The sequence below is a fragment of the Dactylosporangium sp. NPDC051541 genome, assembly GCF_044454505.1.
Lineage (GTDB): Bacteria > Actinomycetota > Actinomycetes > Mycobacteriales > Micromonosporaceae > Dactylosporangium.
In genome coordinates, this window is the sequence record NZ_JBITDU010000024.1 from 43707 (window position 1) to 69064 (window position 25358).

The window sequence follows — 25358 nt, forward strand, 5'->3', positions numbered from 1 at the left end:
GCAAACGGCGATCCGGCCGTCTGGCCCGACGCATCGGGGTGGTCCTGGTGGCGGTGCTGCTGCTCGCGGTCGGTGTGCCCGCGGGTGTGCTGCCGACGGGTCCGGGCGCCGGTCTGCCGGTGTCGTGGCTGTGGGACTGGCTGGGCCAGCCGGCGAGCTGGGCCAAGGATCCGAAGGGCCCGCAGCAGCTGCTGGGCAAGGGCCCGGACGGGCACTACCAGCAGGCGAACCGGGCCCGGGACAGCGAGTCCACGGTGCACGCGCCGGGCGAGCTGCAGCAGTACCAGGCCAACCAGCCGAAGGTCCAGAATGCCGGCACCGGCCCGGCGAAGAAGGGCTTCGACCCCGGTACCAGCAAGCGGGACGCCGCGAAGTCGACGGACCGCACGGACGTGTTCCACAACGCTGACGGCACATACACGCAGCGGGTGTATGCCGAGCCGGTCAACTTCAAGGTCGCCGACGGTTCGTGGAAGCCGATCGACAGCGAGCTGCGCGCCGATGCCCAGGGCCGGCCGCAGATCGGCGCGAACGCGTTCCAGTTGAGCTTCGCGGCCGGCTTGCCCCGGAAGCTCGACGCCGACGGGCAGCTGTCGGCGTCGGCGGCGGACCAGGCGGCGTCGGCCGCTGAGGATCTGGTGCGGCTCAACCCGACGAAGGGCACCGAGCTGGCGTACTCCCTCGCCGGAGCGGCGACCCGCCGGGCGGCCGTCAACGGGGCGGTGGCGACCTACCCGAACGTCTTCCCCGGCGTCGACCTCGAGCTCATGGCGCTGGCGACGGGTACGAAGGAGACGCTGACCCTGCGCTCGGCCGATGCGCCGGCCAGCTACGTATACCCTCTCCGGCTCAAGGGCTTGACCCCGCGGATCGGCGCGGACGGCGGCGTCGAGTTCACCGACGGCAACGGCACGCTCGTACTGGCGATGCCGCTGGGGTATCTGGAGGACTCCGCCGTCGGCCGCAGCGGCGAGGGCGCGACGTCATACGCGATGCGGTATGAGATCGTCACGGTCGCCGGCGCCCGGCGATCCGGATGACGGTGGACCAGGCCTGGCTCAAGGATCCAAAGCGCAAGTACCCGGTCCGGATCGATCCGCAAACGATCATCTACAGCTACAGCGGCGATACCTACTCGCTGTCGTCCGAGGCCACGACCACGCACGGGGCCAACAACACCGTCGCCGCGGGGCGGTACGACGACACGCAGGCGAACAAGGCCCGCGGTTTCCTGCGGTTCGGCGACATCCCGACGCTGTTCAGCCCGGCCGACAGCAACTTGAAGCTCGACTCGGCGCGGCTGCACTTGTTCCAGACGTTCCAGATCAAGGACGGCACCGCCTGCCCGTCGAAGCAGACGAACTTCTACCGGATCACGAACGACTGGTCCGAGGGCACGCTGACGTGGAACAACCAGCCGGGCGACAACCAGGCCGCCCGGGAGGCACTCAACCTGCAGCCGATGGCGAAGGACAGCACGGCGAACGGCACCGCCTGCAACAACACCGGCGGTGTGCGTAACTCCGGCACCTGGATCGCCCCGTGGCTCGACAACGACGAGGTCAAGGACTGGGCGATCCATAACAACACGTATGGCATCGTGGCCAAGGCCAACGAGAACGATGCCACGACGTGGAAGCGGTTCACCGCCTCGGGTACCAATCTCACGTGCCCCGACGCGGTCTTCGGCAACATCAAATGTGACCCGTTCATCGAGGTCAACTACGGCACGAACGTCCAGCCGGACATCAGCGCGCAGTATCCGGCGAACAACACCCCGGTGAGCACGCTGACGCCGGAGTTCTCCGCACAGGGCTCCGACCCGGACAACTGGCCGGGCTACGGGTTGCAGTACAAGTTCGTGATCCTCGACGACCAGGGCGCCCCGGTCACCGACTCGGGCCTGAGCACCAACAACGTCTGGAGGCCCGGCGCGGGCGTCCTGAAGTGGGGCAAGACCTACCTTTACCAGGCTAGGATCTTCGACGGTCAGGTCTGGGGACCACCCAACCCGGTCACCTACGCGTTCTCGACGGCAGTACCGCAGCCGCTTGTCACGTCTTCGCTGGCTCAGAACGGCGGGAAGGGCTTCGAGGGCTCGGTCGGCAATTACACCACGTCGGCTGTCGACGCCCAGGTCACCACGGTCGGCCCGGCGCTGGCGATCAATCGCGACTACAACAGCCTCGACACCCGGGCGGCGAGTTCGTTCGGGCTCGGCTGGTCGTCGGTGACGGACATGCAGGTACGTGAGGGCAAGGATGCCTCCGGTGTGCTGCAGACGGCGACCGTACGGTACCCGAGCGGCCAGGAAGTTGCTTTTGGTCGTAACAACGACGGCTCGTGGACTCCGCCGTCCGGCCGATACTCGGTGTTCAAACCGATCACCGGCGGCTACTCGCTCACGGACAAGGACTCGACCACCTACGAGTTCACGCGGAGCCTCACCACCGGCGTCTACGGCCTGACGAAGATCACCGATCCGTCGGCCCGCTCGGTCACCGTCCACTATGACGGCAGCGGCCGTGCCGACCTGATCACGTCCCTGACCTCGCAGCGCGCCCTGCACCTGACGTGGAGCACACCGTCCGGCGCGAGCGCCGCCCACGTGGCCTCAGTGACAACCGACCAAACCGATCCAGCGGTACCGTCAAGCACGCTGACCTGGAACTATACGTACTCGGGGGACAAGCTCACCAAGGTCTGCCCGCCGGGAACGACGACCGACTGTGCGAAGTACGAGTACGACAAGCTGGTCAACCCGTCGCCGAACTCCGTACTCAACTCTGGCCCGTACTCGTACTGGCGCCTGAACGAGACGACGGGCACCCAGGCGCAAAGCGGCGTGCTGTCCAACGACGGCGTCGACAACGGTATCTACAGCAACGTCACCCTCGGTGGCGCTGCGGCCCTGAGCGAGTCGGATTCAACGTCGGCCGGGTTCAACGGCACTAGCGCGTCGGTCAAGCTGCCGGCGAAGCTGGCCATCGAAAGTTCATACCAGTCGGTCTCATTGTGGTTCAAGACCGCGGCCACCACGCCCGGCGTGCTGTTCTCCAACCAGCGCGACGTGGTCAGCCCGGGCGCCACCACGCCGTCGAACTACAACCCGGTGCTGTACATCGGCACCGACGGCAAGCTGCGCGGCGAGTTCTGGGCCGACCGGGCGAGCACCCCGATCACGACGACCGGGACCGTCACCAACAACCAGTGGCACCACGTCGCGCTCTCCGGCAACGGCGGCACGCAGACGATGTACCTGGACGGCAACCTGGTCGGCACGATCACCAACGCCCCGATGCTGCTGCACAACACCGGCCAGACGAACATGTACCTCGGCGCCGGCTTCCTCGGCGGCGGCTGGGCCGGCCAGTCGAACAGCACGGCCACCGCGACGTTCTTCAACGGCTCGATCGCCGACGCGGCCTACTACAACAAGCCGCTGACCGCTGAGGCCATGATCGCCCTGAACAGCACGGGCCGGAGCCCGGCGCCGGCGATGACGAAGAGCATCAGCAATGCCCAGCGGACCCGGGCCGTGGTCGACTACAGCAAGGTCACCGGCCGGGTCACCACGGTCACCGATGAGTCCGGCGGCGTCTGGCAGGTCGGCGCGCCGGTTGTGTCCGGCTCGAGCCAGGGTTACGTCTCCAGCGTGCTGGGGTCGCGGCCGCGCGAGTATTTCCGCCTCGGCGATCTGAGCCTGCCGAGCCGGGCCTACAGTCAGGTCCGCGGCGTGCACAACGCGACGTACAACAATGTCACCTACGACACCTCGCAGCCGGGTACCAGCCCGTTCAGCGACACCTCCGGGGCGATCTTCAACGGCACGACCTCTTACCTCGGCTACGACCCGGGGGCGGACGTCACCCCGGAGGTTGGCCCGAACGCCGTCGAGATGTGGTTCAAGACGCCGGCGAACTGGTCCCAGAGCGGTGTGCTGTACAGCTACCAGGCCATGCCGGTCACCTCGGCCGACTCCCCGAACCACGAACACATACCCGCCCTGTACGTCGGCGGTGACGGCTACCTGCGGGGCCAGTTCTGGGACGACACCGTGGCGCCGATCACCTCGACGGTGAAGGTCAACGACGGCAACTGGCACCATGTCGTGCTGTCCGGCGACGGCAGTGTGTTCAACGCGACCGAGCAGAGCCTGTACCTGGACAACAAGCTTGTCGGGAAGAAGACGGGTCTGATGGTGGGGCTCGGTCTGCAGTACAGCTACATCGGTGCCGGGGCGACGCGCGGCTGGCCGGGCGCGACCGGCGACATCAGCTACTTCAAGGGTGACATCGCGGAGTTCGCCTTCTACGAGGTCAACAGCCTGAGCACCGCGCAGGTCGACTCGCACTTCAAGTCGGCGACCGGGGCGCTCACGTCGGACGCCGGTGCCGCGCCGAAGCTGACGCCGGTCAGCACGGTGTCCGTGACCGACCCCGGCGCCAAGGTCTCGAAGCGCATGTTCGACCTGCTCAACGGCAGCCGGCTCATCGCGGCGACGGACACGTTGGGCAACACCACCACGTACGCCTACGACGTGGGCGGCTTCGTGACCGACGTCTATGACCCGCTCGGGCAGAAGACCGAGACCGCCAAGGACATCCGCGGCAACACCGTACGCACCACCACGTGCAGCAATGCCGACCCGCTGCTGCCGTGCCAGAGCACCATGTACAAGTACTGGCCCGACGCCACGACCGCCGTACTGACCCCGGACGGGCGCAACGACCAGATCGTGCTCATCGACGTGGGCACCACCGGCGAGGACACGTACAGCGATGAGCTGACCAACGACGTCGCCCGGTTCACCTATGATGGTGCGGCCGGCAACCGCACCAGTGTCACGTCGCCGCAGTCGCCCGGGTTCCCGAACGGCCGCGTCACCACCATGACGTACACGACGGCGACCACGGCCGCGGTCGGGGGTGGGACGACCCCGCCGGGTCTGCCGTTCACCGTCACGTCACCCGGCGGGGCCGTGCAGAAGACGGAGTACAACGCCAACGGCGACGCGGTCCGGGTGACCGACGCGGCCGGACTCGTCACCGAGTACACCTACGACGGCATCGGCCGGGTCATCAAGCAGAAGGTCAACGCCCCCGGCTACACCAACGGGCTGGTGACGACCTACCGCTACGAGCAGGAGTCGATGGTCGAGACGACCGACCCGGTCGTCACCGACGCGATCACCGGCGCGCAGCACCAGGCCCGCACCACCGATGTCCAGGACGCCGACGGCAACCTGCTGTCGCGCACGGCGAGCGACGTCACCGGCGGCGACGCCGCGCGGACGGTGGTGAGCGTCTACAACGCGTACGGACAGATCGTGAAGAGCACCGACCCTACGGGTGCGGTGATGGTGTACGGCTATGACGCCTACGGACGGCAGAACCAGCGGGTCAACTGCGACAGCAGCCCGGCGCCCGGGAGTCTGTGCCCGGCCGCCGATCGCCTGCAGACGCTCGACCAGGTCTTCGACGCCGAAGGGCGCATGCTGACCAGCACCCTGACCGGCAAGGACGGCATGGCGGTGCAGCAGGCATACAACGTCTACTACCCCAACGGCGGCCTCGCCTCGACAACCGACGCGATGGGGTGGACAACAAGGTACGAGTACTACGACGACGGCAAGGTCAAGAAGGTCAGCCGGACCGACGGCACCAAAACCACCGTCGTGCAGGAGAACCAGTACGACCTCAACGGCAACATCGCCAACGTGACCCAGAACAACGGGGCCACGTCCATCGGTCAGCAGTTCGACGAGGACGGCCGGGTCCAGTCGACGACCACCTACACGGCGGGGACGACGAGCGGCGGTCGTACCACCAACTACGTCTACGACGCCGACTCCCACGTCATCAACGTGCGGAACATCACCGACGGCCAGACGCTGCGCGATGTCCGCAACACCTACGACGCGGCGGGCCGGCTCACGTCACGCTCCACCGGCATCGACGGGTCCTCCGGGCCCGCCGCCTGGTGGAAACTCGACGAGACCGCCGGCAGCGGCTACACCATGATTGCGGACTCCTCCGGATCGCACCGCAACGCCCACGCCGACCTCGGCACCGGCACATCACTCGGCGGCGGCTACGCCACCTTCACCAACAGCCAGCCGATCAGCACCGACAGCCCGGTACTCAACACCACCCAGTCGTATTCCGTGTCGGCCTGGGCGAAGGTCAGCTCCCTCACCGGCCACCCGACCGTGTTCGGCCAGGGCGGCAACAGCGTCGGGTCGTTCTACCTGCAGTACCACCAGGACCTCGGCAAGTGGGCGTTCCTGTCCGCGAACGCCGACACCACCTCGCCGACCAGCTACAACTACGCCACTAACGGCAACGCCCTGGCGGCGAACCAATGGGTCCACCTCGTCGCCGTGTTCGACGCGAACACGAAACGGATGTCGCTGTACGTCAACAACGTCCGCGGCACCGACGGCACGAATCCGACGCCGTTCACGTCACAGCACGCCTCCTACATCGGCGGCAACCAGCCGTCCGGCCCGATCGGCACGGAACACTTCAACGGCTCCATCGACAACGTGCAGGTGTTCCAGCGGGCACTGACCGGCGACGACGTGACCGCCTTGTGGAACAGCGGCAACGGCCGCACCAATCAGGCGGCACTGACCGGCACCCAGCTCACCACCAACTACACGGTCGACCAGCGCGGACTCACCACCGACGTCCAGGACCCCAACGGCAACACGACGTCGTACACCTACGACGAGGACGGCAACCAGACCAAGGTCATCGCACCGTCGGTCCTGGTTGAGCAGTCCGGCTCCCCGGGGGTGTCGATCCGGCCGACGACGATGCGCGGCTACAACACGTTCGGGGAGACGGTCGAGGTCCAGGACCCGCGCGGCAACGTGTTCACGACGCGGATGGACGCGGCCGGGCGCCCGTGGAAGACGATCCTGCCGTCGTACACGCAGCCGGGTACAGGCGGCCAGACGATCACGGACGCCAGCACCACGACCGTGTACGACAAGCTCGGCAATGTCACGTCGACGACCGACGCGCGGAACAAGACGACGTCGTACGAGTACGACACCCTCGGCAACGTCGTGAAGACCACAGACCCGCTGGGCAAGATCTCCACCGCCCACTACGACACCACCGGCAACCTGCTCGACGTCACCGACCCGACCGGGGCGAAGACCAGCGCCACCTACGACTACCTGGGCCGCAAGCTGACCAGCACGCAGTGGGTGCGCCAGCCGGCCCCGCAGCCGACGGCCCTGTACACCACGACGTACGACTACGGCACCGGCGTCTACGGCAGCTCCGCCGCCTCCGGCCCATGGCTGCGCAAGGTGACCTCACCCAACGGTGTGACGGCAGAGTCCTCGTACAACAACGCCGGCGAAGTGGTGTCCACCAAGGACGGTGCCCTCAACGTCACGACCACCGACTACGACGGGCTCGGCCGGCCGACCAAGGTCACCCGGCCGGACAGCACCAAATCACTGGCCTTCTATGACGCCGCTAGCCGCACCGTCAAGAAACAGGAGCTCAATTCGGCGGGTACCGTGCTCACGACGGTCAGCGCCGGCTACGACAACAACGGCAACCTGACCACCTCGACCGATGCTCGCGGCACGACGACAGTGCTCGGCTACGACGCGCTCGGCCAGGTCACCGACGTCACCGAGCCGGTCACCACGACCACGTCAATCCACACCTCGTACGGCTACGACCCGGCCGGACACCAGACGCGGTTCACCGACGGCCGCACCAACCAGTTCTGGAACACCTACAACGCGTGGGGCCTGCCGGAGTCGCAGATCGAGCCGGCGACGATTGCGCACCCGAACGCGGGCGACCGCACGTTCACGTCGGTGTACGACGCGGCCGGCCGGATGACGGCCCAGCTGCAGCCGGGCGGCGTGCGCACCGACTACGCCTACGACGATCTGAGCCGGCTCACCGGCCAGAGCGGCACCGGAGCCGAGGCGGCCACGGCGTCGCGGACGTTTGGCTACGACGACGCCGGCCGGCTCACGTCGCTGTCCGTGCCGGGCGAGACGGACACGGTGACGTACGACGACCGCGGCCTACCGCTGACCATCACCGGCCCGTCCGACAACACGATGTACACGTACAACAACGACGGCCTGATGACCACGCGAGCCGACGCGGCCGGCACGACGACGTTCGGCTACGACACCGCCGGACGCTTCAAGACCGCCTCGAACAGCACGACGAACATCGACCTCACCGTCAACTACAACACCCTGTCCCTGCCGTCAACGGTCGTGTACGGCGCGAACAACCAGACCCGCACGTTCACGTACGACGACCTGCACCGGTTGACGAACGACCAGGTGAAGCAGACATCCGGCGCCACGATCCTGGGAAACATCGCGTACGAGTACGACAACAACGGCAACGAGACGAAGAAGACGACGACCGGTTTCGCCGGGTCGTCGACGAACGTGTACACGTACGACCTGGTCGACCGCCTGAAGACGTGGACGGCGGGTTCGACGGTCACGAACTACGACTACGACGACTCGGGCAACCGCACCCGCAACGGCGCGAAGACGTTCACCTACGACCAACGCAACCGCCTGCAGAGCTCGTCCGACGGTACTGCGTATTCGTACACCCCGCGCGGGACGTTGCTGCTGACCAGCGGTACCACCGGCGTCTACAGCACCACCGCCGACGCCTACGGCCAGGTCATCACCCAGCAGGGCGCGGGCGGCACGAGCACCAACACTTACGACGCCGCCGGCCGGGTCCTGCGTACGGGCTTCCAGTACAGCGGCCTGGGCAACACCCTGGCGAAGGACAGCACGGCGACGTACACCCGCGGCCCCGCCGGCGACCTGATCGGCACCGGTACAGGAACGGGCGCGAACTCGAAGTACGTGTGGACCGATCAGCACAACGACGTGGTCGGCCAGTTCCAGGCGACGGGGACGAGCCTGGCCGGCTCGACAAGCTATGACCCGCTTGGCAAGGTCCTGGCCACGACCGGTGTCGTGGGCAGTCTGGGCTACCAGTCGGAGTGGACGGACGCGGGTACGGGTCGGGTCAACATGCTGGCCCGCTGGTACAACGCCGACACGGGCCAGTTCGACACCCGCGACACGAAAGCGAACAGCGGCGTCCCGGACTCGATCGCCGCGAACCGCTACCAGTACGCGGGCAACAACCCCCTGACCAACGTCGACCCGTCCGGCAACTCGTTCTGGAGCAGGATCAAGAACGCGACGAACACGGTCGTGAACGTCGTCACCCACCCGATGGAGACGATCCAGAACGCCATTCACTACGTCGAGCAGAAGGTCGACCAGCTCCGGGACTTCGGCAACTACCTGTGGGACAAGGCGAAGGCGGCGAAGAACGTCGTCGTCAACTCGACAGTCAAGTGGGCCAAGAAGAAGGCCGCCGCGGTTGTGGATTCCTTCAACCAGGCGAAGGCCTGCCTGGACGCCGGCGTGTCGAAATGCGTGAAGGACACCGCGAAGGCCGCCGCCCAGCACGTGGTGGACACGGTGAAGAACACCGTGGAGGCGTTCAAACAGGACCCGTGGAAGTTCGTCATCACCGCCGCTGTCGGCATCGCCGCGACGGTGGCGGTGGGCGCCCTGTGCGCAACCGGCGTCGGCTGCCTGATCGTCGCCGGCGCGGTAGCCGGCGCGATGCAGGCCGGGGCGGGCTACATGGTCGACGTAGCCCGGGGCGATGCCGAATTCTCCTGGTCCGGCCTGGCCGACACCATGATCGAGGGCGGCCTGGACGGCGCCCTGAGCGCGGGCGTCTCGAAGTTCACCGGCGGCGCCACGAAGTTCATGACCAAGCCGTTCAAGGCCGCAGCCGCGGGCGGCATGAAGAAGATGGCGAGCGGCGGGGGCAGCCCTAAGGCAACCGCACCCCCGAAACACACTGCCGCCGGCGGCGAGGGCGAGCACCCCGGCGGCAACCGCCAACGCAAGTCCGACGACTCCGACAACGGCGGCGACGGAGGCGGTGCGAGCTGCCCGGTGCCCAGTCCGGAGCCGCACAGCTTTGCACCGGACACGCTGGTGCTGCTCGCCGACGGCTCGACCAAACCCATCAAGGATGTCCAGGTCGGTGAACAGGTCCGGACGGCGGACCCGGCGACCGGTTCAACGCAGAGCAAGACGGTCGAGGGCCTGCACCGCAATCAGGACACCGACCTCACGGAGGTCTCTGTCCGGACGAAGGATGGCTCGGACGCGGTCCTACAGACGACTTGGTTCCATCCGTTCTGGGATGACACGCAGCTCGCCTGGGTCGACGCCCAGAACCTGAAGACGGGCGACGCACTACGCACCGAAGACGGCGCGATGCTCGAGGTCAAGGGCGTCCGCAATTCCGTCGGCTCAGCCGACATGCGCGACCTCACCGTCGCCGACGTCCACACCTACTTCGTGATTGCCGGCGAGGACCCGGTCCTCGTACATAACCAGAATCATATCGAGCCACCTTGCGGCAGCCGTGCTGCGCGCAAGGCCGAGTGGGTCAACGAGGGGAATGCCAAGGAAGGCCGACTCGGCATGTCGCCCGGCGCGTACCGGTACCAATCTGGTGCGGCGGGTGCGAGGTCAAGTGTCGACGGCCATTCGCAGGCGCCTCAACTCTCCATGCCGGGGCTCGATGGCACCTATGTCACTGCCAAGTTCGACGGGCTCGAAGGTGACGAGGTCATCGACCGCAAGACCGCGATGATGGATACTCAAGTCGGCAGCTCCATGGACAACGAGAAGCTCGACCAGGCTCGTCGGCAAGCCGCCACGGCGATCTACAATGGCCTGACGCCGGTGTATGAGCTTCCTTCCCAGACTGCTGCTGATTTTGCACGAGCTAAACTGAAGGAATGGGGTATGGACAGCCTCATCACCGTGCGACAACGGAACTGAACTTCGTCGAAACGCGATGTGGTAAGGGCTGATCGAATGGACTTGGAAGATCGTCTTGTGCGCGCCACGGTTCTCGCACTGCGTGCGTTGTTCGAGCTCAACGCTTCGCAGATAGATCCGGATCTGCGACTCAATGCGCTCGAAGGCGTTGAGTTTGAGATTGGACAAATGAACGATAACGAGATTCGGCAGTTCCAACACGGGCTGGAGGCAGTGAGAGCCGACGGTTCCGACGTTGTTGAATCCCTCCGGCTCCTGTCGGAGCAGGTTGCTGGACCTCCGTTCGGCTCGACCGAGTATGTCCACGGCGATGTAAGCGACCGGTTGGTGTCGGTTCTGCTTGCGCCATGTCGGGTTCTGCTGGACCTTGAGCCGCCGCTGATCGACGGGCTGGCTCAGGCGCGAGCGGCATCGCTGCTCCTCGACGAACTCGACCAGTTGCCCGTCGCCGGGCGGGCGGCGGTCCTGGCGGCGCTGGATCGTTTGGAGGCAAGCGAGCCCGCGGATGCACCGTTCTTGAGTCGACTTCGAGATCGGCTGGGCTGGGCGACGCCCTTGTCATGACAACAAGCAAATTGGACTCGGGCGGCGAGGTCCGTTACGGCAACGCCGGGCATCGAGAGGTAAGGGCTCGGCGTCGAAAGTTCGCCTTGAACGAATCAAGCGGACATTGATGATGCCGAACGCGATCCGGGACATGTCCGCACGCGAAAAGGGATTGAGGTTTCAACAGGATAGGGGGATTCAGCAGTCATCACTTGCTCGACGTGGGTGGTGCCGTGGGCGCCGGGTGGGGCTGATCGGGCCCGCGGACGTGACCGGCAACTATGCCTGCGGCTATGCCTTCCTGCCGGTCGTTGGCACTGTTGTGCGCAGATATCCCGGACGGTGGAACTTTTCCGCCATACCTTCTGCATTGGAGTCGGTACGAAATTCTGCGATCGGTCAGACGGTCGCGCCGATCATGGGCCGGCGTGGGCGCTGCTGATCGCAGCCGCCCCCAACGGCCATGAGTTGGATGGTCCGTGGAGTACATGCATCCAGGATGCCGCGATCTGCGCGGATGCTGGGTTGGCTTCAGCGTCGGTCGATGACCAGACGGATTCGAGCTGGATTTACCACGCTTTGGAACCGCTGCTGAACGATTTTGAGGGCCGTGACGAAGATTTTATCGACCAGCATGGTCCGGAGGCCTGGCGGATCGCCGTCGTGCGGGAGCCGGCGATGGCCTCGGCGCTCGCGTTCGTACGCGAATTGATTGACGGGGCCGTGCAGGCCGACACCGGCGCTTCGCGGGCGCAGTTCGACGCGTTGGTTCCCAGAGCGTCGATTCTTCTGCCTCCGTCGGCGAGCTGAGACGACCTTGTAGGGGCCCGGTTCAGGAGGCGCGGCGTAGTCGGGTGCAGGCGTCCAGGGCCTGGTGCAACGCGGTCTCCACGGTGGTCAGGTCGTTGCGGTCCAAAGCCTGACGGACCCGGGTCAGGCACGCGGCGAGGAGGCGTTCCTCGCCGCGTGGGGTCGGGGGTCTGGTGGCGCCGCCGCGGATGCGGGTCAGAGCGCCCGCCACCGCCAGCTGGTCCAAGTCGCGGTGGGTGGTGGCCAGTGAGGCGCCCGTGGCGCCGCGGATCTCGTCGATGGTGATGAACTCGTGCTGGACCAGCAGCTCGACGATTCGCTGGCGTCTGACCGCCGGCAGCAGGGACGCGGACATCGGGCAACGGCCGGCTACGAGATGGGGTACAGCTGGCCGTCGGTTGCCACCGCCGGGGCGAAGTCGACCTCGCGGCCGTCCAGTGTGAAGCGGTAGCGGGAGAGCTGCTCCACGCGAGGGGTGCGCTCCAGGTAGACGCGTAGCTCCTCGAGTTCGGCGGGAGTCAGCCAGGACGGCGGGTCGGAGATGGCTCGGAAGCCGCACACGTCGGCCAGGTCGCGCAGCCACTGGAGTTGCTGGGGGGTCAGCAGGTTCAGCTTGCTGCGGAAGTAGATGACGTCCGGGTCGACCTCCACGAGCGGGGACTGCCACAGGCGGTGGACGCTGTTGACGACGGCATTGCGGGCGGTGGCGTCGGACGGGTCGACGGTGGCGTAATTGTCCCACATCGGGGCCACGTCGGGGCCGCTGCGCAAGCCGTCCAGCAAACCCAGGGAGGGCAGCAGGATGGCACCGGAGCCGAGCAGGTACACGTCGTCGCCCGCAGTGTCGCGCACAAGGCGAAGAGCGTCGCGGTAGATCTGTTCGCGGGGGCGGTCCGGGAGATACGCGGCGGCGGCGTTGATGAAGTCGAGTTTCAGGTACTTGAAGCCCCACTCGTGCACGACGGTCTCGATCAGCGAAGCCAGGTGCGAACGAGCGTCCGCCCGGGCCAGGTCGAGAGCGTAGTACGGGCCGCCCCAGTTGGAGCCGGCCACGACCGGGCGGCCGGAGGCGTCGCGTAGCAGCATCTCCGGGTGCTCCACCGCGACCCGTGAGGAAGGCAGGGCGATGAACGGAGCCAGCCACAGGCCGGGACGGAAACCCGCGTCCGAGATGCGAGCCGCCAGGGACCCCATGCCGCTGGGGAACTTCGCGTTCGGGGTCCAGTCGCCGACCCGCTCCTCCCAGCCGTCGTCGATCTGCACGACGTCGAACGGTAGGCCCGAAAGGTCCGCGATGTCCTTGGTGATCTGGGCCTCGGTCACGTTCTCGTAGTACGCGTACCAGCTGCACCAGACGTTGCCGGCGCGGCGCTGGACGCCGCCGAAGCGGGCCTCGAGCGCGGCCGCGTAGGCCTGGAACACCTCCGCCTCGGGGCCGTACGCCGCGAACCAGTCGGCCCCGGCCCCGGCGTACCAGCCGGTGAGGGTGTCGTGGTCGGCGGTGAGGCGGGGGGTGTCCAGGCCCAGCGCGCCCAGCAGCAGTACCCGGCCGTCGGCACCCTGCAGTGCGGCCACCGCGGAGCCGTGGTGGCGGGCCGGGTCGTCGAACGCGGGGTCGTCCGCGGTGACCAGGCGGGTCGGGTTCGGGATCCGCAGGGGTGGTGCGCTCAGGGCGCGCCAGCCGCAGGGGCTCCACGAGTTCTGGCCGTGCCGGTAGAAGGAGGCGTCGCCGAGCCCGTGCAGGATCGCGACCCGGCCCGGGGGGAGCAGGATGCCGCCCGGTGCGGGCTGTGGGGTCCCATCGCCGGAGTGCTGCAGGGCGAAGTGACGTCCGCCGAGCTCGACGACCTGTGCCATGGTTCTCCTTACCTCAAAGTGCGAAAACAGCTACTTGAACAGCGCGTTGACCTGGTCGTTGGCCTTCTTCAGGCCGTCGGCCGGCGAGGACTGGCCGAGGATCACGCCCTGCAGGGCGTCCTGCACGATCTGGCTGACCTCGTTGCCGTGGTCGGTGATGGGCAGGAAGAACGTCCCGCCCGGCGCGGCCGCCTCGTCGGTGAAGACGTGCACGTCGCGGCCGGCGGCCTTGTGCGCGGCGAGGGCCTTGTCGGCGGCGGACTTGATGGCCGGGAAGACGACGGCCTTCTCGCCGACGATGTCCTGGCAGGCGGACGAGCCGAGGAACTTGACCCAGGCCCACGCCTCGCCGGGGTGCTTGGTGCCGGCGTAGATGGCGTCGGACAGGCCGTTGATCGCGGTCTTGCGGCCGGTCGGGCCGGTCGGCAGCGGCGCGAACGCGTACTGCTGCTTGGCATCGGCGCCGAGGTAGGAGCCGATCGTCCAGGAGCCGACGATGGTGAACGCGGCCTGGCCGGCGTCCATCACGGCGTCGCGGCCGAGGGTGGACGTCTTGTCGTACTTCGGCGCGTAGCCGGCGTCAGTGACGTGCTTGAACCAGCTGATCGTCTCGGCCAGCTTGGGGTCGTCGTACTTGTACTTCGTGCCCCACGGGTTCTTGTCGAGGTAGCTGAAGCCGTTGGAGACGGCCAGGTCGCCCCAGCCGTTCTGGCCCTGCGAGCCGTCGGCCCACTCCGGCAGGAACCCGTAGACCTTCACCTTCGTCTTGTCGAAGGCGGGGTCCAGGCCGTTCTTGCCGTTGGCGTCCACTGTGGCCTTCGCGATGGCCTGCTCGAACGAGCCGCCGTCGGTCGGGTTCCAGCTCAGCTTGTCCAGGCCGGTCGCGTCGCCGACGAGCTTGGTGTTGTACACCACGGCCATGGTGTCCCAGTCCTTCGGCAGGCCGTAGCGCTTCCCGTCCTTGACAAAAAGATCCGCCAGCCCGCCTTGGTACTGCTTGAGGTCGATCTTGTCCTTGTCGACGAACGGCTGGATGTCGAGGATCTGGTTGCTGGTCACGAACTGCGGGTAGTACGACGCGTGGTCGGTCCACACGTCGGGCGCGCTGCCGCTGGCGAGCTGGGTCGTCAGGTTCTGCCAGTACTGCGCCCACGCGGTCTGCGAGATCTTGACCGAGATGTTGGGGTTGGCCTTGCTGAACTCGTCGGCACAGGCCTGGTAGGCGGGCTGCTGCTTGTCGTCCCACAGCCAGTACTCGAGGGTGACCTTGCCGCCGCTGTCGGCACCGGAGTCGTCCGAGCACGCGTGCAGCAACGGTAAGGCGAGCGCCGCGGCGATGACGGCCGCCGTGCGGGATCGTCTGAACATCGGATTCCCTTTCACGATCACTTGATGCCGGTGAAGTTGAGGGACTGCACCAGCCGCTTGCCCAGGAACAGGAGCAGGGCGAGGACCGGCAGGACGGACAGCGTGGAGGCGGCCATGAGCCCCGTCCAGTCCGGCTGGGTGTTGGGGGACTGCTGGTTGAACACCCCGAGGGCCACGGTGAGCACCCGGGTCTGCTCCCCGCGGCCGACGAGCAGCGGCCACAGGAAGTCCTTCCACGCCCACACGGAGGTGGTGAGCGCGATGGTGATGAGCGGCCCGCGGCTCATCGGCGCGACGACCCGCCAGAAGACACCCCACCGGCCGGCCCCGTCGATGATCGCGGCCTCCTCCACCTCGCGCGGGATGGACAGGAAGAACTGGCGCAGGAAGAACACCGCGAACGGGGTCATGAGCAGGTTCGGCGCGACCATGCCGAAGAACGTGTCGATGGCGCCGAGGCTCTTCACGAGCGTGAAGTTGGGCAGCAGCGTGAAGATGGGCGGGACCATGAGGGCCGCGATGATGACCCCGAAGACGAAGTCCCGGCCGGGGAAGCGCAGGCGGGCGAAGGCGTATCCGGCCATCGCGCAGCAGAACGTCTGGATGCCCGCGATGAGCGCGCAGTAGATGACGGAGTTGAGGGTGTACCGCAGAAAATTGATCTTCGCTCCGGAACCACCGGCCTCGCGCGCTGTCTGCGTGTCGACCAGCCCCAGCACCCGCCAGAAATTGATCATCGTGGGGTGCGATGGCACGACGGACGTGCTGTCGCTGTAGAGGTCCGCGGCGGGGGTGATCGCGGTGCGGATCATCCAGTAGAACGGCGCGATCGTGAGCACCAGAAACGCGATCAGCACGAGCCAGGCCAGGGCGCGGCCCGGGGAGTAGCGGCGGGTCATGGCCCCTCAGTTCAGGTCGGAGTTCGAGGCGCGCAGCAGGCGCATCTGCACGAAGGTGAGCAGGCCGAGGATCAGCACCAGGACCATCGCGGCCGCGGCGGCGTAGCCCATGTGGAAGTACCGGAAGGCCTGCTGGTAGATGAAGTAGTAGATGACCCGCGTCGCGCCGGCCGGGCCGCCGTCCTTCGTGGCCACGGCGACGGTGTCGAAGATCTGGAACGAGCCGATCAGCGACACGACGAGGACCAGGGCCAGGATCGGGCGCAGCAGCGGCAGCGTGATCCGGCGGAACATCCGCAGCTCGCCGGCGCCGTCCAGAGCCGCGCTCTCATAGAGGTGCTGGGGGATCTGCAGCATGCCGGCATAGAGCAGCAGCGCGGTGTACCCGGTGTAGGCCCACGTGTTGATGAGCGCGATGGACGGCATGGCCCACGTCGGCGAGTTCAGATACCCGAGGCTGTCGACGCCGACCAGGCCCAGCAGGTGGTTGACGAAGCCGAGGTTGGCGTCCAGCAGCCACATCCAGAGCAGGGCGACGGTCACGTTCGGCACCAGCCAGGGCAGCAGCATCGTCGCCCGCAGCACCGTCGAGCGGGTCAGCCGGTGCAGCAGTGCCGCGACGAGCAGCGCGAGCAGCGTCTGCGAGCCGATGTTCAGCACGACGTAGTAGGCGGTGACCTTCAGCGAGTTCCAGAACTGACTGTCGGTGACCAGTTGAGCGTAGTTGTCGGCGCCGACGTAGCTCGGGGTGTTGAGCAGGCTGTAGTCGGTGACGGAGTACCAGACACCGCGAGCCGTGGGGTACAGGTAGAACACGGCGAAGCCGACCAGCACCGGCAGCAGGAAGAGCCAGGCGACGGTCCGGTCGTCCTTGGCCCGGCGCCTGGGCGGCGGGTCCGGCTCCGTGAGCGGTCCGGCGGTGGCCCGGTCCGGCGGCCCGGCCGTGGGCAGCGCCGCGGCGTTGCGCATCGTCACGATCCGACCTCGCTTCCTGGCTGATCTCCGGTGGCCGGCGGCAATCGAAGATCTTCAAGTTTTGGTGTCTTGCGGCGGGGGGTGTCCGGCCGCTAATAATGATGAAGCTCATGGAAAGTTTGTCAACACCTCCTCGTATCGAATCAACATACGAGGACACTCCGCACCGCTGAAACCGGAGGTCCATCCATGCGCACACCCCTGCGTCGGCGCCTCGTACGCGCCGTCGCACTCTGCGCGGTCGCCGCCAGTGCCGTGCTCGTGTTCGCACCGCCACCCGCGTCCGCGGCCCCCGCCGGCCGCCCGGCCCGGCCCGCCGCCCCGGCCACGCCGAGCCCGTCCCTGACCGACCACCCGCTCACCGCCGCCCCGAGCGCCATCGACAACCCGCTCAAGGGCCTCGCCCGCTTCTACTTCCCCGGCGACAACCAGAACTCCGGCTACCCGCGCTCCCTCGCCTGGAGCTACTTCGGCCTGTCCGAGGTCATGACCAGCGCGACCGACTGCGGCACCTACAACTGGTCCATCGTGGACAACGCGCTCAACGAGATCGCCTCCTACGGCAACCAGGCCGCCATCCGCTTCTACATGGAGTACCCGGGCGGCACCGGCAGCCACCCCGGCAACGCGATCCCGCACTGCTTCGACGGGCACGTCACCTACCGCAACAACACCTTCTGGGGTACTGTCTCGCCCGACTACGACAGCGCCTACCTGCTCACCGGGCTGCAGAACTTCATCGCCGCGTTCGGCGCCCGCTATGACGGCGACCCCCGCATCGGGTTCATCAACCTCGGCATCGTCGGGCTCTGGGGCGAGTGGCACACGTGGCCGTTCGACACCGACACCGCCGACGGCTACCCCAACCTGATGCCGACCGACGCCCACGCGGCGCAGATCGTCACCGCGTTCGACAACGCCTTCAGTAAGACGAAGCTCGAGATCCGCTACCCCGACTCGGCCGGCGGTGCCGCCAACACCAGGGACATCGGATACCACGACGACTCGTTCTGCTACAAGGAGGGCTCCCCGCTCAAGGGCGTCACCCTGCCCCAGTCCCTCGGCGGCGCCGACTACGCGCAGCTGCAGCGGGCCCTCAACATGGGCGTCGAAAACAAGTGGATCACCGACTCGATGGGCGGCGAGGTCCGCCCCGAGATCCAGAGCTCCGCGTTCACGTCCTGGCCCGGCGGCTCCGGCCAGGTCGACAACATGAAGGCCTGCATCGAGCTCGAACACACCACCTGGAAGATCAACCAGACCAGCCAGAGCTACGCGCCGACCGACCCCAACGTCGCCGCGGCCGTGCGCCTCATGGGCTACGACCTCAGCGCCACCCACGCCTACTACCAGAACAGCGTCACCGGCACCGCCACCGTCGGCGTCACCATCGCCAACAACGGCGTCGCCCCGTTCTACTACCCCTGGACCGTCCAGCTCGGTCTCAAAGATTCCGGGGGTACTGTCGTGAAGACCTGGGACACCCCCTGGGACCTGCGCACCGTCCAGCCCCTGAAGATCCGCGCGTTCCCCGACTGGAACCTCGGCGCCGACCCGACCTACCTCGACTTCGGCTACCCGCAGTACTTCCAGTCCAACGTCAGCCTCACCGGCGTCACCAACGGCTCCTACCAGCTCGTCATGAAGGTCCGCAACCCGCTCGAGGCGCTCAGCCCGGCCGCGAAGAAGCTCCGCTTCGGCAACGCCACCCAGAACGCCGACGGCTGGCTCGGACTGGGCAGCATCGGCGTCGGCGGCTCCACCGGCGGCGACACGTCCGCGCCGACCGTCCCCAACGGGCTCGCGTCACCGGCGAAGACGTCCAGCAGCGTGTCGCTGACGTGGAACGCGGCCACGGACAACGTCGGCGTCACCGGCTACAAGGTGCTGCGAGGCGGCGTTCAGGTCGGCACCACGGCGACGACCTCGTACACCGACACCGGCCTGACGGGATCCACGGCATACACATACACCGTCCGGGCCTATGACGCGGCCGGCAACACGTCCGCGGACTCCTCGTCGATCACCGTGACGACGTCGGCCACCTCCACGCCCTCGGGTCTGGTCCTCGACGACTTCAACGGCACCCCCGCCTACCCGTCCGCGGCGCAGAACGACCTCGGCAAGTGGACCGGCGGCAACTGCTTCCAGAACGGCGGCGGCAACGGCGTCGTCTCCGGCGGAGCCCTCGCACTGCAGTACAACAACTGCGGCTGGTTCGGCTCCGACGTCAACCAGGACGTGTCGCAGTACACGTACCTCGTCGTGCGGGTCAAAGGCTCGGCCGGCGGCGAGCAGTCGCACTTCAACCTGAGTCTCGGCGGCACCACGAAGGTCTTCGGCGACTACGTCCTCGACGGCGGCGGCCACCCGGCCATCACCACCGCCTACCAGGACATCAAGATCCCGATGGCCGCCAACGGCATCAGCCGCACCAGCCCGGCCCAGCTCGCGATGGGCTTCTGGTACGGCGGCTCCGGCACCGTCTCCTTCGACAGCTTCTCCTTCAGCAACTGATGCAGCTCGCCGTTCGGGTCCGGGCGGCCGCCGTGGCGGCGGCCGTCCTGGCCCTCTCCCTGATCGGCCCGGTGTCACCGGCCGCTGCCGCCACCGCCACCGTCGCCTACACCGGCGACTTCTCCACCGTCTTCACCAACCCGGAGCGCGGTTTCCACAACCGCTACGAAATCATCAACGACCCGGCCGTCAACGACTACGCGAGCAACACGATTCCGGGCTTCAACCCGGACATGCTCGACCGCACGTTCGCTCGTGCGAAAGCCGACGGCAACACGCTCATCCACTCCTACCTGCACCTCGACAAGTACCAGACGACCGACCTGCCGCCGGCGCTGCTCGACAACCTGACCAGCGGCCTGGCCGCGATCCGGGCCCAGGGACTGAAGATCGTGCTGCGGACCGCGTATGTCTGGGACGGCTACTCCGCCGTCACCGAGCCGCAGATGGAGCGGCACATCGACCAGCTCGCCCCGGTGCTGACCGCCAACGCCGACGTCATCATGTCGCTCGAGGCCGGGTTCTTCGGCGCCTGGGGCGAGTGGCACGAGAGCCCCTACACCGCCGCGTCCGAGGAGAGTCAGGCCCCGGTCCGGTACGGCCTCGTCAAGAAGCTCCTGGCCAGCACCCCGGCCAACATCCCGGTAGCCATTCGCTACCCCATCTTCAACTACGAGTTCGCGCAGCGCACCTCGCCGCCGGCCGGGTGCCCGCTGCCCAACAACTGCCTGCTGACGGCCCAGGACTTCGACCGGCTCGGCTTCCATGACGACTGCTTCCTCGCGGACTCGGCCGACATGGGCACGTACGACCAGAACTCCTGGCTCGGCTGGTTCGACGTGGCGCAGAAGAAACAGTGGGTGTACGACTACGCGACCTCGACCGGCGGCAACAAGATCATCGGCGGGGAGACCTGCAACGCCAGCGGCGGCAACGACACCGCCGGGGTCAACGCGCAGTACGAGCTGTCGCACCAGCACTGGACCGAGATCAACGCCGACTACGCGGCCGTCAACACCGACATCTGGAAGCACGCGAACGTGGCGGCCTCCGGTGCCGATCCGGCGGAAACGCTGTACCACCGCATCCGGCGCAAGCTCGGCTACCGGCTGCGGCTGGCCGACGCGACGTTCACGACTCCGGCCGCGCCCGGTTCGGCGTTCACGTTCTCGGCGCATCTGATCAACGACGGTTATGCCGGGATCATCAAACCGCGGCCGGTGTACCTCGTGTTCGACAACGGCACCAACCGCTACAACGTGCCGCTCACCGGCGTCGACCCGCGGACCTGGAAGTCCGGGGCGGTGACGGTGCCCACCCAGACCGTCACGCTCCCGGCCATGGCCACCGGCTCCTACAAACTGGCGCTGTGGCTGCCGGATCAGGCAACGGGTTTGCGGAACACGCCGGCCTACTCGGTGCGGCTGGCCAATACCGGCACGTGGGACGCGGCCAAGGGCTACAACGTGCTGGCGAACGCGGTGACCGTGGGCGCGTGCACCGGCGACTGCACGCCACCGACCGCGCCGACGCTCACCGGTTCGCTCAGCGGCACCACGGCGTCGCTGGCGTGGAGCGGGGCGACGGACAACGTCGGCGTCACGGGCTACCGGCTCTACCGCGACGGTGCGCTGCTGGCCGCGCCGGCCGGGACGACGTACACGGACAGCAACGTGCCGGCCGGGACGCACAGCTACACCGTCACGGCGCGGGATGCGGCCGGCTACGACTCGCCGTCCAGCAACGCGGTCAGCCTGACGGTTGTCGTGGTCACCCCACCGCCTACGGGCCTGGTCCTCGACGACTTCGACGGCTCACCCGCCTACCCGGCGGCGGCCAAGAACGACCTCGGACGCTGGACCGGTGGCAACTGTTTCCAGAACGGGGGCGGCAACGGGGTCGTCGCCGGTGGTGCACTGGCATTGCAGTACAACAACTGCGGCTGGTTCGGCTCCGACGTGGGGACGGACGTGTCCGCGTACACCTATCTCGTCGTGCGCATCAAGGGAGCCGCCGGTGGCGAGCAGTCGCACTTCAGTGTGAGCATCGGCGGTACCACCAAAGTGCTTGGAGATTTTGTTCTTGACGGCGGCGGCCATCCGGCCATCACCACCGCCTATCAGGACATCAGGCTGCCGATGGTGGCCAACGGGATCAACCGGGCGAGCCCGTCGCAGCTGGCCCTCGGCTTCTGGTACGGCGGCAGCAGTACGGTCACCGTCGACAGCATCAGCTTCCAGGAGTAGTTTGTAAAGTTCGTAGCGTTATTTGGAGGGCAGCTCGTGACGGATCAGGTCATCGCCGGAACCGACCTGTCGCGGCTGCGTGAGCTCAACTCCCTGACGGTGGTCCGGGCGCTGCGCGATCAGCCCCCGGCCACCGTCACCGAGCTGGCCAAGCTGACCGGCCTGTCCCGCCCTGCGGTCGACGTGATCGCGCAGGGCCTGGTCACCGGCGGCTGGGCCACGGTCGTCGAGCCGGGCGGCAGCAGCGTCGTGGGCCGCCCGGCCCGCCGCTACCGCTTCCGCGCCACCGCCGGCCACGTCGTCGGCGTCGACGTCGGCGGCCACAAGGTGCTAGCGCTGCTAGCGGACCTGGACGGCGAGGTCACGCACACGGCCCGCCGCTCGGTCGCCGCAGATGCCGGCCCGGCCGAGCGCCTCGCCGCGCTGGACGAGGTCCTCGCCGAGATCCTGCGCGACTCCGGCAAGACCGCCGAGGACATCTGGGCCGTGAGCGTCGGTGTCACCGGCCCGGTCGACGCGAGCGGCAAGACGACGCTGTTCTCGCCGATGCCGGGCTGGGAGCACGTCGATCTCCCGGCCCACCTGAGCGACCGCTTCGCCTGCCCGATCGTCGTCGAGAACGACTGCAAGCTGGCCGCCCTGGCCGAACGCTGGCAGGGCGCGGCCAGCGACGCCAACGACATCGTCTACCTGCTGGCCGGCATGCGCATGGGCGCCGGCCTGATCATCGACGGCGTCCTGCGCCGCGGCTACGGCGGCGCCGCCGGCGAGATCGGCGCCCTCCGCGCGGTCCGCTGGCTGACCGCACCCCAAAACTTGCAGCGCTGCCCCGGCGTCCCCGCCACCGTCAGCCCCGACGACGCCGCCGCCTGGGTGTTCAACGCCGCCCGGGCCGGCAACCGCGACGCGAAAACCGCCGTCAACCGCTACGTCAAAGACATCGCCATCGGTACCGCGGCGCTGGTCCTCGCCCTCGACCCGCAGGTCGTCGTCTTCGGCGGCGGCTTCTCCCGCTCCGCCGACCTCGTCCTCGACCCCCTGCAACGCGAACTGGCGAAACTGTGCCTGCGCGTGCCGGACGTGCGCGCCTCGACCCTGGGCGCGGACTCGGTCGCCCTGGGCGCCCTGCGCCTGGCCCTGAACGAGGTCGACCGCCGCCTCTTCACCGCCGGCCTGAGCGCCCCCATCGCCCCCCGCCGCGAGTGACGCTCCCAAGGCGCACCCCGATTGATCCCGGCCGGGCCCACGTTCGCGGCGGTGGCGGCCGATAGCTGCGTCGTGCAGAGCTCTCGGGACTGGTCCACGGACGCGATGGCCACCCTGCTGGCCGAGCCCGCCGACCGGCGGGTCGGACGATGGCCGGTCGCGGGTCTGCGAACGATCGCCCACCTGGTCGCCAAGAGCCGGGGCCGGTGCGGGATCTACGTGCTCGCCTTCGACAACGGCGAGTTCTACGTCGGGCAGGCCGTCGACGTCACCGCACGGTTCGTCACCCACGCCCAGACCTACAGCGACATCGTCGAGGTCTTCTTCTGGCCGGTCTCGCGTCCGGGCCTGGACCAGGTCGAGCAAGGTGAAATTCATCGGCTGCAACGGTCCGGGGTGCTGCTGCGCAATGTCGTACACGCATCGGGTCGGCTGGGTGCGAGCGCTTTCGACACGCTTTTCCCGCCGGACGAGCAGCAGCGCTGGCTGATCGGCGCGCCGACCGACCACTTCGGTGCAGAGTCGCGACCGGACGAGCCCGGCGTCCGGCGCCGGGGCCGGCTCAAATTCCAGAAGCTCGCCGCCGACCCGCGCACGCCGGCCGTACTGCCCGCGCTGCGGCGGTATCTTGCCTGGACCATGCCGGCCGCGCGGCGGACGGAGCTGGCCTACTGGACGGTAAGCGCCGTCCCGGCCACCAGCAAGAGCTATCGTCCGCGACTGCTGACGCTCTCGGTGCAGCACCTGGAGACCTTCATCGTGGACGCACCGGCCGGTGAGCCCGGCCGCACCCGGATCCGCGTCAACGTGGACACGCCTACGCTCCTGGCCCGATGGGGCACGCTTGACCGGCTGATGGACGCGAACCCGGGGATCTACGCCTGGACACCCGGCTACGACCGCCCGGATGTGACGTCGCTGGAGGTGGAAAGCGCCAGGCAGCTGCGGCGCCTCCTCGCCGTGGAGGCGGTGGTGCCGGCCGCCCGTCGGCTCAACCTGGACCTGATGCGCAAGGGCCCCACCCTGCACTGGCAGAGCCACAACTTTCCGTTGGCCGACGTCGTGTTCGCGCACCCGGTTGCGGACCTCGACCAGCGCGGGGCGGACGGGGTGGGCCTGACCTTGGCGAAGCGGGCGGACGACGCATTGGCCGACGGCAACCTGGAGCGGGCCGAACGGCACCTGATCGCGGCCGCGGATGCCGGCTACACGCCGGCTTTGGTCGATCTCGGATGGTTGTGCGCCGATCTGGATCGCCCGGCGGACGCCGAACGATGGCTGGTGGAGTCCGTCGCCGCCGGGGAGACCCGCGGCCACCTCCGGCTCGGTGACCTCTACCGGTTCCGCGGCGAACTCGACCTGGCGGCGCAGGCATATCGGCAGGCGGCCGCCGCCGGTGAACCGACCGGCCTGGTCGGACTCGGCCTGCTGCAGACGATTCAGGGTGAGCCGGCCGAGGCTACCGCCTGGTATCGCAAGGCCGCCGAGCTCGGCAGCGGAGAGGCCATGTGCCTGCTCGGCGATGACTGCTTCGACGACGGACGCAACGACGAGGCGGAACGCCTGTACGTCAAAGCCCTCAGCGGCGGTTTCGACCGCGCCCACCTGCACCTCGGCGACCTGTACTTCAACCGCGGCCGGTTCGATGCTGCCCGCCGGCACTACCGGCAGGCCGCGGGGGCCGGGTTCGGCGAAGGTTTCGCCGTCCTCGGCTCGATGCACGAGCAGGCCGGCGAGCCCGACCGGGCCGAACAGCTCTACCGGCAGGCCGTTGCGCACGGCGATGCCACCGCGCTCGTCGACCTCGGGCTCCTCCTGATCGGATCCGATCGGCCTGACGAAGGACTGCAGTGCCTGCACCAGGCCGCCGATGCCGGTGACGACCAGGCGATGCTCCACCTCGGCGAGCATCACGAGGCCGAGGGCGACCACGAAGCCGCCGACGTGTGGTATCGGCGCGCCGTCGATGCCGGGAATCCCGACGCCACCGAACGCCGTCACCGCCTGAAGTCGGGATAGGCCCTGATCCGT

Annotated in this window: 13 protein-coding genes; 8 read left to right on the top strand and 5 right to left on the bottom strand. The window is 67.8% G+C overall.

Annotated features, from left to right (window positions below; translation table 11 throughout):
- Positions 1–47 precede the first annotated feature (47 nt).
- The 4 genes from ACIA8L_RS51685 (at position 48) to ACIA8L_RS51700 (ending at position 12259) form a co-directional block, all read left to right on the top strand.
- Entirely contained in the window at positions 48–1040 is a 993-nt protein-coding gene (locus tag ACIA8L_RS51685; protein ID WP_395916947.1) for a hypothetical protein, read from the top strand.
- The gene (locus ACIA8L_RS51690; protein WP_395916949.1) at positions 1037–10903 is read left to right on the top strand and encodes a LamG-like jellyroll fold domain-containing protein; all 9867 of its coding nucleotides are present in this window, start codon (positions 1037–1039) and stop codon (positions 10901–10903) included. The genes ACIA8L_RS51685 and ACIA8L_RS51690 overlap by 4 nt, the downstream gene beginning before the upstream one ends.
- Positions 10904–10939: 36 nt before the next feature.
- Entirely contained in the window at positions 10940–11467 is a 528-nt protein-coding gene (locus ACIA8L_RS51695; RefSeq protein WP_395916951.1) for a hypothetical protein, read from the top strand.
- Positions 11468–11791: 324 nt separating this feature from the next.
- Positions 11792–12259 (top strand): hypothetical protein, encoded by a 468-nt coding sequence (locus ACIA8L_RS51700; protein WP_395916953.1) that lies wholly within the window; start codon positions 11792–11794, stop codon positions 12257–12259.
- A 22-nt stretch (positions 12260–12281) separates the two neighbouring features.
- Here ACIA8L_RS51700 and ACIA8L_RS51705 read toward each other — a convergent pair whose 3' ends face one another.
- The 5 genes from ACIA8L_RS51705 to ACIA8L_RS51725 are packed head-to-tail and all read right to left on the bottom strand — an operon-like array spanning position 12282 to position 17352.
- Complete coding sequence (locus ACIA8L_RS51705; protein ID WP_395916955.1) at positions 12282–12614, bottom strand: DeoR family transcriptional regulator; 333 nt, start codon at positions 12612–12614, stop codon at positions 12282–12284.
- A gap of 14 nt (positions 12615–12628) precedes the next feature.
- The gene (locus ACIA8L_RS51710) at positions 12629–14116 is read right to left on the bottom strand and encodes an alpha-galactosidase (RefSeq protein WP_395916956.1); all 1488 of its coding nucleotides are present in this window, start codon (positions 14114–14116) and stop codon (positions 12629–12631) included.
- Between the two features lie 30 nt (positions 14117–14146).
- Positions 14147–15484: an ABC transporter substrate-binding protein gene (locus ACIA8L_RS51715; protein WP_395916958.1), complete on the bottom strand. Its 1338-nt coding sequence runs from the start codon at positions 15482–15484 to the stop codon at positions 14147–14149.
- A gap of 17 nt (positions 15485–15501) precedes the next feature.
- On the bottom strand, positions 15502–16383 hold the full coding sequence (locus ACIA8L_RS51720) for a carbohydrate ABC transporter permease (RefSeq protein WP_395916960.1): 882 nt from the start codon (positions 16381–16383) through the stop codon (positions 15502–15504).
- A gap of 6 nt (positions 16384–16389) precedes the next feature.
- Positions 16390–17352 carry a carbohydrate ABC transporter permease gene (locus tag ACIA8L_RS51725; RefSeq protein WP_395917056.1) on the bottom strand — a complete coding sequence of 321 codons (963 nt, stop codon included), beginning with the start codon at positions 17350–17352 and terminating at the stop codon, positions 16390–16392.
- A 195-nt stretch (positions 17353–17547) separates the two neighbouring features.
- On the opposite strand from ACIA8L_RS51725, the gene ACIA8L_RS51730 reads away from it, so the two are divergent.
- The 4 genes from ACIA8L_RS51730 to ACIA8L_RS51745 all read left to right on the top strand — a co-directional run bounded on the left by ACIA8L_RS51730 (position 17548) and on the right by ACIA8L_RS51745 (position 25346).
- Positions 17548–19875: a fibronectin type III domain-containing protein gene (locus tag ACIA8L_RS51730; RefSeq protein ID WP_395916962.1), complete on the top strand. Its 2328-nt coding sequence runs from the start codon at positions 17548–17550 to the stop codon at positions 19873–19875.
- Entirely contained in the window at positions 19875–22121 is a 2247-nt protein-coding gene (locus ACIA8L_RS51735) for a DUF4832 domain-containing protein (RefSeq protein ID WP_395916964.1), read from the top strand. Before ACIA8L_RS51730 ends, ACIA8L_RS51735 begins: the two co-directional genes overlap by 1 nt.
- Positions 22122–22157: 36 nt before the next feature.
- On the top strand, positions 22158–23327 hold the full coding sequence (locus ACIA8L_RS51740; protein ID WP_395916966.1) for an ROK family protein: 1170 nt from the start codon (positions 22158–22160) through the stop codon (positions 23325–23327).
- Positions 23328–23399: 72 nt separating this feature from the next.
- Positions 23400–25346, top strand: a complete 1947-nt coding sequence (locus ACIA8L_RS51745) for a tetratricopeptide repeat protein (RefSeq protein ID WP_395916968.1) — start codon at positions 23400–23402, stop codon at positions 25344–25346.
- Positions 25347–25358 lie beyond the last annotated feature (12 nt).

Excerpts from the sequence above, each read along its gene's own strand:
- ACIA8L_RS51710 (WP_395916956.1), bottom strand. The coding sequence starts at position 14,116 with ATGGCACAGGTCGTCGAGCTCGGCGGACGTCACTTCGCCCTGCAGCAC.
- ACIA8L_RS51730 (WP_395916962.1), top strand. The coding sequence starts at position 17,548 with ATGCGCACACCCCTGCGTCGGCGCCTCGTACGCGCCGTCGCACTCTGC.
- ACIA8L_RS51720 (WP_395916960.1), bottom strand. The coding sequence starts at position 16,383 with ATGACCCGCCGCTACTCCCCGGGCCGCGCCCTGGCCTGGCTCGTGCTG.
- ACIA8L_RS51690 (WP_395916949.1), top strand. The coding sequence starts at position 1,037 with ATGACGGTGGACCAGGCCTGGCTCAAGGATCCAAAGCGCAAGTACCCG.
- ACIA8L_RS51725 (WP_395917056.1), bottom strand. The coding sequence starts at position 17,352 with ATGCGCAACGCCGCGGCGCTGCCCACGGCCGGGCCGCCGGACCGGGCC.
- ACIA8L_RS51735 (WP_395916964.1), top strand. The coding sequence starts at position 19,875 with ATGCAGCTCGCCGTTCGGGTCCGGGCGGCCGCCGTGGCGGCGGCCGTC.
- ACIA8L_RS51705 (WP_395916955.1), bottom strand. The coding sequence starts at position 12,614 with ATGTCCGCGTCCCTGCTGCCGGCGGTCAGACGCCAGCGAATCGTCGAG.
- ACIA8L_RS51715 (WP_395916958.1), bottom strand. The coding sequence starts at position 15,484 with ATGTTCAGACGATCCCGCACGGCGGCCGTCATCGCCGCGGCGCTCGCC.
- ACIA8L_RS51695 (WP_395916951.1), top strand. The coding sequence starts at position 10,940 with ATGGACTTGGAAGATCGTCTTGTGCGCGCCACGGTTCTCGCACTGCGT.